Genomic DNA, 16,275 nt, shown 5'->3' on the forward strand with positions numbered 1-16,275 from the left:
GTGATAATCTGGTTTGATTTCTAAGGCTTTGTCGTAGGAGGCTATCGCTTCTTCCCATCTTCCTAGATTACCCAGTGCATTGCCCCGATAGTACCAGGCTTCGTGATAATCTGGTTTGATTTCTAAGGCTTTGTCGTAGGAGGCTATCGCCTTTGTATATTCTTCAGCATAGCCATACAATAAACCTTGTTCATAAAACAATTCTGCTTGTTGTTCGAGTGTTTGCCCATCCTCATCAATTAAAGATTGAATCCTCACCAATTCCCGTTTCCGTTCTTGGGGAGTCAAAGCTAGATAATCTTCTCGCTTCCCTCTTTCGGAACAAGCCTGCTTTGATTCTGCTTGTAAGCTTTCTTCATCCATCGACAACTTAAATAGACTCGATCGCCAATCAAAGAAATCCGGAGCCCGCTGAATAAAATAATCAATAGCAAACTTAGGCAACAGAAAAATAAAACAGATTTTAAAATTATCTCGAAATCGTTCTCGCTGCTGGTTTAAATTAATTAAAACAGGCGGCACACCCCGCCAACTGTAAGAGTAAATATCCTTACTTTCCCAGCCGAGCTCCTTTTTTTCTTGTTCGTATTCATAAAGTGAATATTCTAAACCCTGGACGAATAGGACATTGATGCGATCGCGATTTGGCAACTCTTCAATTAGATTGTAAAAATCATAAACCGATTCCTTCAGCCGCAAAACCTCAATATTTTGCTGCGGAATATCTGTTTTAACTCTAGCAATCCAGCGTTCTCCCTCCGCCGGTGAACACTCCACAAACAACAAGCTAAACCCATCTGTCCGCTTGAGAATGCGTACCAGAGTTAGATATTCTTCCTCTGGTTCTGCCGGTGGCAAATCTTCGTCCCAATCAATTGCTTCTGTTTTCATGGCTGAAGTAGAGCGACTGCTTCCTTAAATTCCTGAATGCCTTTAATTAGCGGGTGAACATCATACCAAGGCTGCATTTCTCCTTCATCATCAAAATATCGGTATTCCAAAATACAGCGGTTAAATAGCAAATTGCGGTGCTTTTCTTCATTAAGTATCCGGTGAGAAATAGAGACTTTTGCTAAAATTGACCATTCATCTTGTCCGGGAGTTTTGCGGTAGACATTCCGCTCTTTCGTGATTGCTCTTTGGGCCGCTTTGGCAGTAATTGGCAAATTCTGTGTTTGATTCACAGCTTCTCGCATCATCTTCATCAAATCCCTAACGTGACCTCCACTCATCAAGCACAGCCGTTCTAGGGTTTCTTCGGTGTCAAACAATCCTGTTTCTAAAGATAGATTTGGATCTATTTTTTGCACCCGCTTCTTAATCAACTCTTTAACTTTAGCAAGTCCCGGTTGGTGAGCGCTACCATCTAGATTCTGTACCAGAATCATTGGCAGCACTTGCGGAGTATTGTACTTATCGCTTAAATCAGCAGCGCGGTTAGAATGCACCATGGAAATCGGTACTGTGTAAACGACGTGACAATCTAAAGCTTGGAGTTGTTCGCTGCGGTCTAAGAAAATTTGGTCTAGATTGCTGCGTCCTCCTGCGTCTGTCGCAGAAAATGGCACAATCCGGTCTAAATTATCGGCAATCGCTACCAGTTGCGAATATTTATTGGGCAGCTTTGTTTTAGCGTCGCCAATAAACTCATTTAGCGCATCAATCAGCGTTTGTGTTTGGGGTTCAACTTTTTCTCGGATTTTTTGACGCAGACTCGGTTGAGTTCTCACATTCGCCGTCAACTTGGCAAACTGACTAATTTGCGCCTCTAAGCTCAATTTTTCAAAAGATATTTCTGTTAGCCCTAAATCTTTTAAATCGTCCCAGCGGTTTTTCATCCAATTAAGCAAAGGCTTGGAGTCAGCCTCTTTAATTGCTTCTAATAAGTGTCTGGTGCAAGCTAGCAAAATATCTGTATATTCAGTATCTTCGGGATTGATATCTTCCGCGTCAGCCGCGAAATAAACTACAAAATAACCTTTGTTGTTCAAGTGTTGCTGTAGTCGCAGCAATTCGGTTGATTTTCCAGCACCGCGATGTCCTGCATACAACTGGCAAGTCATCGGTTCTGAACGCTCAATGTTGAGGCCCAAGTCTAGGGTAATATTGTCATCTCCTCGCACTTCGCCACAGTCAACATATTGCGGGTCGCCTGCTGGTAAAGGAGAAGATGGGTTAAAGGCGTTGTAGAGGTCTTTTAGTAGTTTTTCTGTATTTTGAGTCATAATTTTTTTTAGTATTTTTGGTTTTTTATAGGCTCAACCGCAGATTTAAGGCAGATGAACACGGATAAACCCAGATAATTATAAGAAGAGCGATCGAATCTATGCAAAAGGCTGGGTGCACATGGCGCACCCAACAATCACTACTTTTAAGCTTGATATTTTTTCAGAATAGCAACTTTTTCCGGGAAGATTTCGATCGCCATTTTGTCATCATAACGAGTCGCGAGCGATCGCCTCACTTCGCCCAAAAACAGCGGCTGCGACAGCCCAGGTTCAGGATGTACAACTGTACGAACCCGGATTGTCATGTAGTCTCTGCCGCGTCCCGATCGCCCTGGAGAGTACAAATCCGCAGCCGCTTGCTGCATCGTTGCTTCTAATTCCGATTCCGTGATCGTAGGTGGCACAGTAACTACTGTTTGAGCGCCGCCTGTATCGTAAACTAAAGAATAGCGAACTGCACCGGGAATTTCTGTGCGGGAAAACAGTCCCAAACCCAGACCAAATATACTCGCAGCAATTACTCCCATAAAGCTTGTCACTCCTACCAATCGGAAGCGAAAACCCCATTTGAAGATAAATGCTATAACTGTTAGAATAGCCAAGGCTACTGTTAGAATTCCCGCCCATTGGGCGTACATTAAAAGGTTAGAATTTACGTTCATTTGATAATTTGTTGACTGTTGACTGTTGACTGTTGACTGTTAACTGTTGACTGTTGACTGTTGACTGTTGACTGTTGACTGTTGATATTAGTTACGGATACCCGATGCCCTGTTTGGCCAATGCCCCATGCCCAATGATTAATTAAGCGTTTCGGCCCATAAGCAGATAAGTCATCATATCGCCTTTCCCCTTCACTGGAATCACGCCGCGCTCCTCAAAAACGTACTTATCCCGCAGGCGCTCGTAGGTAGCAACTGTCACCTGAATGCTGCCGGCGACGCCTTGAGATTCCATCCGGGAAGCTGTATTTACCGTATCTCCCCACAAATCGTAAGTAAATTTTTTAGTACCGATTACCCCAGCTTCTACCGGCCCTGTGTGGATGCCGATGCGGATGCTGAGCGGCTGACCTCCCTTGGTATGTATCTTAGTCATTGCTGCTTGAATTTCCAGCGCCATTTCGGCGATCGACTCGGCGTGGTCATCGCTGGGTGTCGGCAAACCGCCAACAACCATATAAGCATCGCCGATCGTCTTAATTTTCTCAAGTCCGTAGCGCTCGGCCAACTCGTCAAAAGCCGAAAAAATCTCGTTGAGCAACTCCACCAACTGAGCCGGCGATAAATGAGACGAAAGCTTGGTAAAACCGACCAAATCGGCAAACATCACTGTTACCTCAGCGAAACTGTCTGCGATCGTAATTTCCCCGTGTTTGAGGCGCTGCGCGATCGCCTTGGGTAAAATATTTAACAGCAAACGCTCGGACTTTTCCTTTTCCTGGGCCAACTCATGTAAATACGCCTGTTCCTTATCCCGCAGCCGCTTCTTTTCCAGACAAGCGCTAATCCGAGCCTTGAGCAATACCGGATTGAACGGTTTAGAAAGATAATCCTCCGCCCCCAACTCTATACACCGGACGATACTGTCGATATCGTCCACCGCCGAAATCATAATCACCGGGATGTAGCGCAAATTCTCGTCCGCCTTCAGACTTTCGAGCACCTGATAGCCGTTCATTTGCGGCATCATAATGTCTAAGAGAACCAAATCAAAAGGATCGCTTCGCAACATTTCCAGAGCTTGGAGACCATCTTCAGCAACAGTCACCACATGGCCTTGACGCTGAAGTCGGCGGGCCAGCAAATCGCGGTTTACCTCATTGTCGTCAACAACCAGCACGCTGCCCTCATCACCTTTCATGTCATGGCCTCTTTGAGAAGCGTTTCAATTTTACCCAAAAGTCTGGGAAACTCGACCGGTTTAGTGTCGTAGTCATTGCAGCCGGCCGCAAGACACTTTTCACGATCGCCCGCCATTGCGTGAGCCGTCAGCGCAATCACCGGAATCCTGCTAGTTTCAGGAGCCGCCTTAATTTGCTGCGTTGCTTGCCAGCCGTCGAGAACCGGCAGACTCATATCCATCAGAATCAAATCGGGTACTTTGGCGAGCGCCATCGACACTCCCTCAGCACCGTCAACAGCAATAAAGACCTCGTGTCCCTTGCGGGCCAGACGCCTGGAAAGCATATCCCTGTTCATTTCGTTATCTTCGACCAACAGGATTTTAGCCATTGGTGTTCTCCTTGCCTTTCGAGTCGTACCTGCGATCGAACCTGTCATTGACTATAGAGCGAACATCGCGCAACAAAGTATCGCAACTGTAGACTCCCTTTTGTAGAACCCGCTCGACGTAGCCGTTTAGCTGCTGGCTTTCGGCCGGTGTCAAGTCTTTCCCCGTGATCACAACAATCGGTATAGGATCTCCCGAATGGGATTTGCGAAGTTCCCCGATCAACTCAAAACCATCCATTTCTGGCAGTGTCAAATCCAGTAATATCAGGTGCGGGCGAGCAACTTTTAGCCGATCGAGAGCAGCGCGTCCGCTGTCAGCTTCCGTTACTGCCCAGCCTTGTGTTTCTAGTACGCATCGCAGTATTTCGCGCGTGGCAACGTCGTCTTCCACAATTAGAATCTGACAGGTCAAATTGTTACTTGCAACGCCGTCTTGGTCGCGTCGGTACTTGTTCAACAAGGCAGCCAGCCGTTTGCCGTCCACTGGTTTGGTGAGGTAGTCCGAGGCACCCAATGCAAAGCCGAGGCTTTTGTTGCCCACAAAGGATAGCAGGATTACGGGAATTTCGGCAAGGTCTGGATCGGCCTTCAGCGCTGAGAGTACCGCCCAGCCGTCCATTCCGGGCATTATCACGTCCAGGGTAATGGCGTCTGGCCGTAGTTGCTTAGCGAGCCGGAGAGCTTGCTCGCCACTGCCGGCGACTTCTATGTGCAGTCCTTGGCGACTGAGGGCGCGCTGGATTAAATCCCGCGAGATCGGGTCGTCGTCCACTACCAGCACCGTGCCGACAGCGGGGGCGTCGGGATGGCTAGTGCTGTCGTGGACTTTGTTGGGGATTTCCGGCTGTTTGATGGCTTTGGGCAAGAGCACGGTGAAAGTGGAGCCTGCGCCCAAGGTGCTGCTGACCTCAATACTGCCACCCATCATCTGACAGAAGCGCTGGCTGATTGCTAGTCCCAAACCGGTGCCACCGTACTCGCGGGTAGTCGAGGCATCAGCTTGGGTGAAAGGTTGGAAAACTCGCTCCAATTGCTCTTGTGTCATGCCGATGCCGGTGTCGGCGACGCGGAAACTTAAAAATTCGGAGTTGGAAATTAAAATTTGGGAAGATTCCTCTTGATTTTTCCTTTTTAATTGTTCATTTTTAATTCTTTCCACTCCGATCGCAATTCTCCCGTTTTGTGTGAACTTGGCAGCGTTGCTGAGCAAATTAAGCAGCACTTGCCGCACTTTGGTCATGTCCGCGTGCATGGTATCGAGGTTGTCTGGACAGTACACTTCTAGGGTATTACCGTTTTTATCTACCAGCGGCCTCGCCGTGGCAACAGCACTTTCAATTAAGGTATGGATCTCGAAGGTTTCTAAGTAGAGATCCATTCGGCCTGCTTCAATTTTAGAAATATCTAGGATGTCGTCAATCAGAGACAGCAGGTGTTTGCCGGCGCTGCAGATTTTTTCGAGGTCGGGAACGGATTCGCAACTGCCCAATTCTTCGGCTTCTTCTTGAAGCATTTCGCTGTAGCCGATGATGGCGTTGAGGGGTGTGCGAAGTTCGTGGCTCATGTTGGCGAGAAATGTGCTTTTTGCCCGGTTGGCTGATTCTGCTGCTTCTAGGGCCAACTGCATGGCGGATTCTGCCTGTTTGCGATCGGTGATGTCTTGGACTGTGCCTTCGTAGTACAAAACCCTGCCGTTTTCGTCGCAGATGCTGCGCGCGTTTTCGGAAATCCAGATCTTGCTACCGTCTCGGCGGTATATTTGGGACTCAAATTTTGACACTTGGCGGCGCGCGCGCAATTGGGCCATAAACTCGGCGCGCCGATGGGGGTCAATGTAAAATTGACGGTTGATATCGGTGAGTTCGGCGAGCATTTGGGTACAGGATTCGTAGCCGTAAATTCTGGCTAGTGCGCGATTGCCGCTGAGGTAGTGTCCTGAAGGCGTTGTCTGGAATATGCCTTCGACTGCGTTTTCAAAGATGCTGCGGTATTTTGTTTCGGATTGTCTCAAGGCTGCTTCTGCTCGCTTGCGCTCTAGGACATTGGCGAGCATTTCTCCTACCATTTTTAGCTGTGTGGATATTTCGGTTGCTCGACCTGCTGTTTGCTTTAAGCCATCGAATCCGAGAAATCCTACTAGGTTTTTATTACAAATTAGGGGAATAATTATCAGCGATTGAATATTTTGTAGCTGTTTTTTTAATTCTAAATTATTTAGGGAAGCGCCAATCCAAGGTATTGAGGCGGTTGCTGTTTCATTGACTGTTTGGGATGGGGAGTTGGTCTGGAATTCGGCTGGATTTTGACCGATAAAATAGCCAATTTCGGCTTTGGCTGGAGGCGGGAGTTCGCCGATTTCTGGAATATAGAGGCATTCCGCGCGATCGAGTTTTTCTGCGATCCAAGGGATTTGTGCGATGTCTATTTGGTTGTAGGTGCTGTCTTTGACTGCCGGAATGCTTTCGCCGCACCACTCGTAGCTTTTGTCGGCGCGGGTTTTGTCTTCTGATAACAGGTAGATGTAACTGCGGTCAAACCCGCTCAAGGTGGCGATCGCTTCCAGGGTTTGATCGATGCCTTTGTCTATTTCTGATAAGGGCTGGCTGATGAAATGGCTTGACAAACGGGCAATCAACTGAGCGAATTCTATTTGATACTGCAAAGATTCTTCTACTTTTTTGAGTTCGGTAACGTCTCGAAAGCTCCAGACTCTACCGACTGTTTTCGCTCCGACTTTTGATGGCAACGAATTTAATTCAAGAATTTTTCCGTCTTTAAATTCTAATAATTCGCTGATTTGAGTATCTGAATCTGCCGACACTTTGATCACGTTTTGGAGAAATCTTTGCGGGTATTTTAATTGTTCCCTGTCGAAGGGGAATCCTGTTTGGATCGTGTTTTTGAGTGTGGCGAAGGTCGATCGGCTCAACTTTCCTTGGCTGGCGGACAAACCCCACATCTCTAGAAATTTCTGATTATAATTACATATATTGCCGTTTCTGTCAACCGCCAGAATTCCTGCATCTGTAGATTTTAGAACTGCTTGCAGTATCGAGAGCGATTGCTTGTGTTCTCTAGTGTCAAAAAACACCAAGACTGATATTTCGCTGCCCTCAACTGCGGGATGGAAAAAATAGGAAACTGGTAACATCTTGCCGTCGCGACACAAAAACTCGTCGTCCCAATTGTTGCAAGGTTGACCCGAAGCGATCGCCTCTTGTAAATCTAGTGTAGGTGCGATCGGCCTATCTTCACTCTTGCTTGGCGACTGTTTCGGAGCCGTCAAAACTTGGGATTTGTTGCCTTTCTTTTGCTTCCCGATGCGCTCTAGCAGGGAAACGCCTGCAAGTTCCGACTCTCCCCACCCCAGCAACCGTTCGGCCTCTGGATTCACTGAAATTACACAGCCATTCGCGTCAAGGATACACAATCCCGCCCCCAAACTGTTGACACTCGCCCGCAGTCGATCGAATTCTGAAGCTGTTGGAGAGTCTTGAGGGGACTGGGGCGACTCAGTTACATCCTTGAGCGCCACCGTCTGCAAGTTAAAACAATCTTCCTGCTGAAGTTCTTGCTGACTCTGAACTCGGTCATAGGTACAACTTACCTGCTCTAATAAAAGTTGCCACTGCTCAGCAGTGGGAGGGGGAGACTCGCCGACTAAACCGAGCTGTTCGAGTTGGCGCTGGAGGTGGGGGTGCATATTTTCTGGCGCTTTGTAGGCAACTTTCTACAGTATATCTTTATTAATTAATAGTATATATACGTAGGTATACGGTTAGGGGACAAGTACGCGATCGAAGTCTATAACCGGTTTTATTGAGAAGCCGAGGACTCGTGTCTCCTCTCCAAAATCTTTCAAACTGCGCTCATTATATTAATTCTCAGAACTTTTAAGGGTTGTCAACTAACTAATCCTCTGAATGTCGGCAGCACGCTCAAAAATAATAATATCATCTTATCAAGTCAATACTCCGAAAACTTTTGGTCACGATACTACAAGTTTTACAGGACAAGGACAATAAAAAAGTAAAATTAAATGCAAGTCACGGGTGGAGAGGGCATTGATTTAATTATCCAAAGTCGCTCAAAGTCAAGGGATAATAAGCCATTGGACGAGAGAAAAACTGTCCGGAGTATTGAGCGAGTGAACTTACCCTCAAAAAATAGGTGGCTTCCAAAAAACGATCGCTTACGCTTGTACTGGACTGGAAAAATTATTCTTCCCATGCCAGCGGAAACGATTTAAGGGTTTTTCGTACTTACTCATAAATTAATTATGGTTATCTAACCCGGCCTAATCTTCTACCTTTATATTAGAAAAAACTCTGAAAAAGACTGAATTGATAGTGTGATAAATTATCTGCAAAATATCCCTAACTGCTAGCGAAATAATCAGCAACTGGCGGAGGCAAATAAAATTTGCAGGCATCGAAAATAACTGTCAAAAAAATATTATTCGTCAGAGTTTTCGGTTGAGATCGAAAGGTCGCTGAAAATAGCTGGCAGCCGAATGGTAAAAGTAGAACCTTTGCCCACCTCGCTGAATGCAGTAATGTCTCCGCCCATCATTTCGCAGAATTTCTTAGTAATCGTCAGCCCCAAACCGGTGCCGCCATACTTCTTAGTAGTTGAGGAATCGGCTTGGGTGAAAGGCTCAAAGATTCTGGCTAACTGTTCGGGACTCATGCCAATGCCGGTATCTTTGACCGTAAAAAAGATCCAATCTTGACCGGAAGATAACAGAGACAAGCTATTTTCAGCTTGGCCACCTCCTCTATACGCTCCAAGTCTTTTGGCTTTCTTTGCAGCGTCGGCGGGGGTTTCGACGCATCGGGTAACGGCGAAGGTAATCGCGCCGGAGCGAGTAAATTTCGCGGCATTGCTGAGGAGGTTGAGCAGAGACTGCCGGAGTTTAGTCAAGTCGGTGTGCATCGAGCCAATATCCTTGGGGCATTGTATTTCTAGGATATTGCTATTTTTGTCTGCCATCGGCCCGATCGTGGTTACTACTTGCTCAACCAGAGTTGAAATGGTGAAGGTTTCGAGGTGGAAATCGATGCGGCCTGCTTCAATTTTGGTCAAGTCGAGAATATCTTTAATCAGCGCTAGTAGGTGCTGGCCGGCCGTGTTAATTCTCTGGAGGTCGTCAATGAATTCTTCGGCACCGAGGTCTCGGGCGTCTTCTTGCAGGAGCTCGCTGTAGCCGATGATGGCGTTGAGGGGGGTTCTGAGTTCGTGACTCATGTTGGCCAGAAAAATGCTTTTCGAGCGATTGGCAGCTTCGGCGGCTACTGCGGCCCGGCGGAATTCTTCGGAACGCAAGCGTTCGGTGATGTCGCTGGTCATGATTAAAACGCACTGAGTGCTGCCGAGGTCGATGAGTTCCATTGACAGCAGCCAGTCGCGCACTTCGCCGACTTTGGTGCGAATTTTGATTTCTTGATTGCTGATCGAATTTTGTGATTGCAAAATCTGGGTGAGCCGCCCCCCGTCTTCTGAATTGACAAACATTCCTAAGTCGCTGGGAGTGCGGCCGATAAATTCGTGTCGCAGCCAGCCTAATGAGCGCAAAAAGCTTTCGTTGGCATCGAGGAAGCATCGGTCTGTGAGGGTGCAGATGCTGATGCCGACTGGGGAGGCGTGGAAAGCCTTGGAAAATCTTTCTTCTGAAGAACGCAGGGCGGCTTCGGCTTGCTTTCTGTCTGTGATGTCTTGGACGGTGCTGCTGATGTAGAGGGAGTTGACGGCGGCTTGTTCGTAGACTGTGCGGTTGCTACCGTCGGGGAGTATGAGCCTGTAGTCGATGCTGTAAGGCTGTTGCTGAAATAAAGCGGCTTCGATCGAGGTTTTGACTAATTCTCTGTCTTCAGGGTGTACGTATTCCAAGAAGGCTTCCAGGCTGGGTTCAAAAGTTCCCGGCCGCTCTCCCAGGATGCGATAAATTTCCTCTGACCACCGCAATTGCTGGGTGTTGCGGTCTAAGTCCCAGTTGCCTAGTTGGGCGATGCGCTGGGCGTTGGCAAGGCTGGCTTCGCTGGCGCGCAGGGAAGCTTCTGCTTGGTGGCGTTCGGCGACGGTGGCGGCTAAGACTAAGCCGGTGACGGCGATGACGGCGATGAAGGCTTGCAGGGATAACAGTGCTTGGGGCATACTGCTGGCGTGTTTGAGGAAGGGGCCGCTGCGTCGGGCTATGCCCCAGATGGCGAAGCCGCAGAGGATGAAGTTGGAGAGGGCCGTGTAGCGCTGGCCGAATCGAAAGGCAGCCCAAACTACTAGGGGAAATGGTAAGTATTCGAGGGGATAGCGGGCGTAGGCGGCGCGGGTGCGGGAGCAGAAGACGAGCCAGCCGACTGCTAGTAGCAGCAGCAGCCAAATCGCTCGTTCAGCTATCTTTTTACGATGGTTGGGGACTCTGGGCAATTGTTGCCACGTCAGCAGCAGCGGGGCGACGAGCAAAATTCCCATAGCGTCTCCCACCCACCAAGTCCCCCAAATCGTGCCCAAATCGCTCCAGCTAGATAAACCGGTCAGGCATACGAGGATGCTGCCGATGGTGGAGTTGATCAGGGTAGATCCCAAGGCTGCTAGTCCGACTATTCCTAAAACGTCTTTGAGCCGATCGAGCCCGGCGCTAAAGTTAATGCGCTGGAGTAGATAAGTTCCCGTCCACGCTTGCAGGGTTCTGGCGGCTGCCGAGATCAATGCCGTGCCTATGTTGGCCGACGGTACGCTCATGCTGAACAGGAAGCCTCCGAGCGCGATTCCCGGCCACAGTTGCCGCCCAAACAGCAGCAGGGCGACTTGGGCAATTCCTGCTGCTGGCCACATCGGGTAAATTTCTGAACTGAGGGTGAGGGTGGAAATTGCGAATTGCGACGCCCAATAGTAGACCAGGGCGATCGCGCCTACTGCGAGGAAGTACCGCCAGGAATGTCCTTTGATTGCGTTAAGGAACTTTGTCTGCATTGTCGTTTGGGGAAAAGGTGGACGGTTGTTGGGATCTCAGTAGATGGCACGGGACAGGCACAGGGTAGAGAAAATGTTTCTATTAGGTGATGGTAGGTCATGGGTGGTAGGTAGTGGGAGAAGCTTTTGAGCTAACTTTTTGTGGTGCCGTTGAGGGAGCGGTTTTTTTTGTTCGATCAAATCTGCCCATGAATTTCGGGAGTATTGCTTTTTTGTAAATATATCTCTAATGGCTAAGCAATTGGTTTATAAATTTTTGGTTTTTATTAAAGATTTATTACCTAGCGACAGCGGGTGTCTTTTTGTGTCGGGCGAGCGCAACCCAATTCACCCTAACATTTTGCACCGTGCTCAATAATACTTAAAATACCTAAAATACCAATAACAGCGACGTAAAATTTCTGCTTTTATGTAAGTGTGGAACCAGAAACACGGTTTCTGATTATAAGTGGAGGCGGGAGTGATTTTCACTAGATTTTTCATCAATCAATCGAGGTTTCAAGTCTTTCGGGAGAATACAGTGAAAGCTGATAACTAACAGCCAAAAAAATATTTTTTATTGTCTATTTCTCTTTGGCTGTTGCAATATCTAAGGTTAGTGTCAAACGCTCTTGAGATTCTTTAAGGGCGTCTTGGGGGTTGCGGCCCAGAAGAGTTGCCTCTATGGCGCGACCGAGGTTTTCTGACAGGCGGGAGTAACCTGATATAATGGGTCGCGCTCTGGCTGAGTTCATTTGTTCTAAAAATACTCGCAAAACAGGGTTTTTTTCCACAAAGCTTTGATAAGCTTGGCTCTGTCTCGATTTTAAGTTAATGGGCAAGTAACCTGTTCCCAATGCCCATGCTGTTTGGAATTCTTCACCTATAACGTATTCTAAGAATACTAGGGCTGCTCGCTCTCGTTCTGGCGAGGTTTTCATTAAAAATAGGTTTTCACCCCCTACGACGGCTGCGGGGCGTTTGAGGAGCGGTAAAGGCATTGCTGCGTAGTCGCTCGCGCTTTGCTGCAACTGTGCTAGCGTCCACGGCCCGGTGATTTGCATGGCGACTTTCCCGGCGATGAAGTTGTCGAGTTCGTAACCGCGTTCGGGTGCTGACAATATTGCTGAACCTTCTTTTAACAAGTCGCTCCACAATTCTAAGGCGGCGTGAGAACCGGGATTATCTATTTGGGGTACAGGACTTTGAGGTATTTCGCCTTTGAGTTCGCCGCCTGCGCTGAACATGAATGGCAGCCAGGTAAATACTGTCCATTCTCCCTTGCCTAGGGGGAGCACTATGCCGTGTTGGTCTGTGCGGCCGTCTCCGTTGGTGTCTCGGGTGAGCGATCGGGCTGTTTGCTTTAATTGCGCCCAATTCTGCGGCACTTTTTTGATTCCTGCGGCTGCAAATAAGCTGGGACGGTAAAAGATGGCGACGTTGTTTGTGCCTAGGGGAACTGACCAAGTGTGTCCACCGAGTTCCATTGACTCGAAGAGTGCCGGGTAGATTTCCCCTTTCCGGGGCGATTTGTCGAGCCAGTTTTCTAAGGGTTCAATTGCGTTTAGTTCTGCTAGTTTTCCTGAAATTGTGGCAGCATTCCAAAGCAAATCCGGCGGTGCATTTCCAACTATTGCTGTTAGTATTTTTGGGAGTTGTTGGTCGGGTTGGCCGATATAAACTGGTTTGATCTGGATGTTGGGATGAGTTTTGTTGAATTTGTCTGTTAGGGTTTGAAATACGTCGCGATTTGGCGGCGGATTGATGCCGTGCCACAGTGTGAGTTCGATCGGTTCGCCGTTTTTTGAGGCTGGGGTTGGGCTGTTTTGACAGCCGCTTAATATGAGCAGATTTAAGGTAATTAAAATGCCGACGGCTATTTTGAGCGGTCTTTTAATTGCTTTGGATAATTGGGAGAAAATCATTTGTTAGTTGGATTAATGGAAGAATATTTTTTTTACGGCTGATGGACGCGGATAGTTAGATGTTGGTAAAACGAGGTAAATCTAGAAAATCTGCTGGTAGCTGATTTCTCTCTCCATCCGAGGTGTTTTGAAACAAAACGGTGAAACCTCCTGCTCCTAGTCTATCTTGCGGCCACATCCGATAGCAAGGAATTTCTGTCAGGTGCGATCGATATTTTTCTAAATGAGGAACAGTGACTGCCTGAAATTCGGGGAATTTGCTTAACAGCCATTCGCTGACTTGTTCATTTTCTGCGGTTGAATAAGTGCAGGTCATGTATGCAAGATAACCTTGCGACGCTACAATTTTAGCAGAATTGGCTAAAATTATTTTTTGGCGGTTGGCATTGCTGTTGATGGTGACATGATGAAAGCAGCCGGGTGCTTTGTCTCCTTTTGCTAAGAGTGATTGACCAGTACAAGGAGCATCTACTATTACTAAATTAGCCGTTTGTGGCATCTTTTCGGCCAGTATTTTTGAATCGAGGTTGGCGGCGGCGGATGGGTTAATTTGGCAGGGTCTTAAATTAGAGATCAGCATTCCCATGCGTTTGCCTATGGCTTCGTTGCACAACAGCAATTCTCGGTTTAATATTTTTCCGATAAATATACTTTTTCCTCCGGGGGCGGCGTACATATCTAAGATTAGTTTGACTGGCTGGGGTATTGTTAACAATGTGGAGGCTACGAAGATTGAAGAAAAGTCGAGACAGTAGTAATGTACTGCTTGATGTAAGCAATGTTTTCCCGGCTGTGATTCTAAGGCTAGTCTATCTACCAATCCTGGTTACCAAGAAACTGGAATTTCTAGATCAAATGGGTTTTCTGTTGGTTTTGGTTGCACCCAAAAGATAGCAGGATTAAAAGCTTGGGGATTGGTGACGGCATGAATAAATTTTTCTTGTTCGGCGGTGTCGGCAAATAAGCTGCGGCTGAGTTTAAGCAGGAGATTCGACGGTTTTTCCATGTTCGAGGAGATATGATAAGATGGAGATTAGCAGTGACAATTGTAGATTAGATGATAATTCTTAGTGTAGAACAGTTATAGTTAACTTGGGAAGAATGGATGCAAATGTTGTTGCGTCTATCAAACCCATTACTTTTGAGCGTTCGAGTCGGGCTGCACCTGAGTATCAATCGAGATACTTTTTGCCGATCGCACAACTCGGAACTATTATCGAAGTGTATAATCTAGGAGCAAACTACTATTATTTTATCTGCAAAATAAAAATTACATGAGTCCGGCGACTGAAACCACTCCTAAACTCGCTTGTATGATAGATCCTACACGTTTAAGAGTGTCTACAATATACTATGTTTTTTTGCCATCACCTACTTGATGGCTAATGAGTAATGACTGAGGACTACTTACTAATAACGAAGAATCTATGAAAATTGTCTTTTTTGGCACTCCCGATTTTGCTGTTCCTACTTTATCCAGTTTGCTAAGTCACCCAGAATTTGAGGTTGTGGGTGTGGTGACTCAGCCGGACAAACGCCGGGGAAGAGGGAATCAATTGATGCCTTCACCTGTAAAAGATGTGGCTTTAAATCACAGTCTCCGGGTTTGGCAGCCGCAGCGAATCAAGAAAGATGCTGAAACAATTGCCAAATTGCGGGAAGCGGAGGCGGAGGTTTTTGTGGTGGTGGCTTACGGCCAAATTCTTTCTCAAGAAATTCTGGATATTCCTAGTTTGGCTTGCGTTAACGTTCACGGTTCAATTTTGCCGAAGTATCGCGGTGCCGCGCCGATTCAGCGCTGTCTTTTTGACGGGGAAAAGACAACAGGAATTACTACTATGCTGATGGATGCTGGGATGGATACTGGGGCGATGCTATTGAAGGCTTTTGCTGGTATTTCGCTGTTGGATAATGCTGATTCTTTGGCGGATAGGTTGGCGGAAGTTGGGGCGGATTTGTTGATAGAAACTTTGGTGAAATTGAGGGACGACAAAATTGAAGCTGTTCTTCAAGATGATGCTGAGGCGACTTATGCGCCGATGATTAAGAGTGCAGATTATGTGCTGGATTGGTCGAAAAGTGCGATCGACCTTCACAATCAAGTTAGGGGCTTTTTCCCCGATTGCACGACGACTTTTCGTGGCAATTCTTTGAAGGTGATAGCTACTGTCCCCGTCGGGCCGGAATATTGGCTGCAATTACCGCCAGATTTGAGAGTTTTGGAACGCGAATGGCCTGTTTTGGATCAGTTGTCGGGCGCAAATGGGGAAGTTGTGAAGGTTGTGAAGGGCTTGGGGGCGATCGTCCAAACCGGCGATGGTTTATTATTGTTGCGGGAGGTGCAGTTAGCGGGGAAAAAGGTGCAGTCGGGGGTGGATTTTGCCAATGGAACTCGGTTGGCGACGGGCGAGATTTTTGGGGGTTAAATAGTATATTTAGGGCGGGCAAGATACCCACCCTACAATATTTGGCAGCAAAATCATCCTGTATTAGATGCGCGATTCTTGACCTAAACGGAACTTACCCCCTGCGGGGTAGTTCCGTGGAACTCGAACGCATACTAGCTGTAGGTTTTGCCAATTCGATCGGCTTGCTTGCGTAGCCATGTAATTTCAGAATTTTTTAAGATTGTTTAACTGCAAAGCGTGAGAGAATTGTAGTCATGCACATCGAAAGAGTCCCCAACCGCAATTCCCCACCCGCCGTCCTCTTACGTCAATCCTATCGAGAGGATGGAAAAGTGCGTAAGCGTACCCTAGCTAACCTCTCAAAATTACCCGATGATGCCATTGAAGGGCTGCGAATTTTACTTAAAGGTGGCACTGCGATCGATCGTTTAGAATCAGCTTTTGACATCCAACGTTCGTATCGGCTCAATAAGTAGGGGGAGCAGTTATTCTAGTTGCCAAGACAAGCCCAAGGGATGAAGAGAAGATGTTT

Annotated in this window: 11 protein-coding genes and 1 pseudogene; 2 read left to right on the forward strand and 10 right to left on the reverse strand. The window is 47.3% G+C overall.

Features of this window, described 5'->3' with window-relative positions:
- From QUA62_RS27755 to QUA62_RS27800, 10 genes are all read right to left on the reverse strand, one after another.
- Positions 1 to 891: tetratricopeptide repeat protein (locus QUA62_RS27755; RefSeq protein ID WP_333408048.1), on the reverse strand; the 891-nt coding region annotated here is incomplete at its 3' end.
- Positions 888 to 2,225 (reverse strand): ATP-binding protein, encoded by a 1,338-nt coding sequence (locus QUA62_RS27760; protein ID WP_333408049.1) that lies wholly within the window; start codon positions 2,223 to 2,225, stop codon positions 888 to 890. The genes QUA62_RS27760 and QUA62_RS27755, both read right to left, overlap by 4 nt.
- Positions 2,226 to 2,371: 146 nt before the next feature.
- On the reverse strand, positions 2,372 to 2,890 hold the full coding sequence (locus QUA62_RS27765) for a Ycf51 family protein (RefSeq protein ID WP_006631825.1): 519 nt from the start codon (positions 2,888 to 2,890) through the stop codon (positions 2,372 to 2,374).
- 142 nt (positions 2,891 to 3,032) lie between these two features.
- Positions 3,033 to 4,091: an adenylate/guanylate cyclase domain-containing protein gene (locus QUA62_RS27770; RefSeq protein ID WP_333220776.1), complete on the reverse strand. Its 1,059-nt coding sequence runs from the start codon at positions 4,089 to 4,091 to the stop codon at positions 3,033 to 3,035.
- The gene (locus QUA62_RS27775) at positions 4,088 to 4,462 is read right to left on the reverse strand and encodes a response regulator (protein WP_006631823.1); all 375 of its coding nucleotides are present in this window, start codon (positions 4,460 to 4,462) and stop codon (positions 4,088 to 4,090) included. The genes QUA62_RS27770 and QUA62_RS27775 overlap by 4 nt, the downstream gene beginning before the upstream one ends.
- Entirely contained in the window at positions 4,455 to 8,165 is a 3,711-nt protein-coding gene (locus QUA62_RS27780) for a response regulator (RefSeq protein ID WP_333408050.1), read from the reverse strand. The genes QUA62_RS27775 and QUA62_RS27780 overlap by 8 nt, the downstream gene beginning before the upstream one ends.
- A gap of 752 nt (positions 8,166 to 8,917) precedes the next feature.
- Positions 8,918 to 11,431: an MASE1 domain-containing protein gene (locus tag QUA62_RS27785; protein ID WP_333408051.1), complete on the reverse strand. Its 2,514-nt coding sequence runs from the start codon at positions 11,429 to 11,431 to the stop codon at positions 8,918 to 8,920.
- A gap of 563 nt (positions 11,432 to 11,994) precedes the next feature.
- Positions 11,995 to 13,335 (reverse strand): ABC transporter substrate-binding protein, encoded by a 1,341-nt coding sequence (locus tag QUA62_RS27790; RefSeq protein ID WP_333408052.1) that lies wholly within the window; start codon positions 13,333 to 13,335, stop codon positions 11,995 to 11,997.
- Between the two features lie 55 nt (positions 13,336 to 13,390).
- Positions 13,391 to 14,050 (reverse strand): hypothetical protein, encoded by a 660-nt coding sequence (locus tag QUA62_RS27795; RefSeq protein ID WP_333408053.1) that lies wholly within the window; start codon positions 14,048 to 14,050, stop codon positions 13,391 to 13,393.
- A 111-nt stretch (positions 14,051 to 14,161) separates the two neighbouring features.
- Positions 14,162 to 14,341, reverse strand: a complete 180-nt coding sequence (locus QUA62_RS27800; protein ID WP_333408054.1) for a hypothetical protein — start codon at positions 14,339 to 14,341, stop codon at positions 14,162 to 14,164.
- Between the two features lie 421 nt (positions 14,342 to 14,762).
- On the opposite strand from QUA62_RS27800, the gene fmt reads away from it, so the two are divergent.
- On the forward strand, positions 14,763 to 15,761 hold the full coding sequence (fmt, locus tag QUA62_RS27805; RefSeq protein ID WP_333408055.1) for a methionyl-tRNA formyltransferase: 999 nt from the start codon (positions 14,763 to 14,765) through the stop codon (positions 15,759 to 15,761).
- A gap of 236 nt (positions 15,762 to 15,997) precedes the next feature.
- A pseudogene (locus QUA62_RS27810) lies at positions 15,998 to 16,201 on the forward strand (IS1634-like element ISMasp1 family transposase); the annotation flags it as partial.
- Positions 16,202 to 16,275: the final 74 nt, after the last annotated feature.

Origin of the sequence: Microcoleus sp. MON1_C1, assembly GCF_036701945.1 — a bacterium.
Taxonomy (GTDB): Bacteria; Cyanobacteriota; Cyanobacteriia; order Cyanobacteriales; family Microcoleaceae; genus Microcoleus.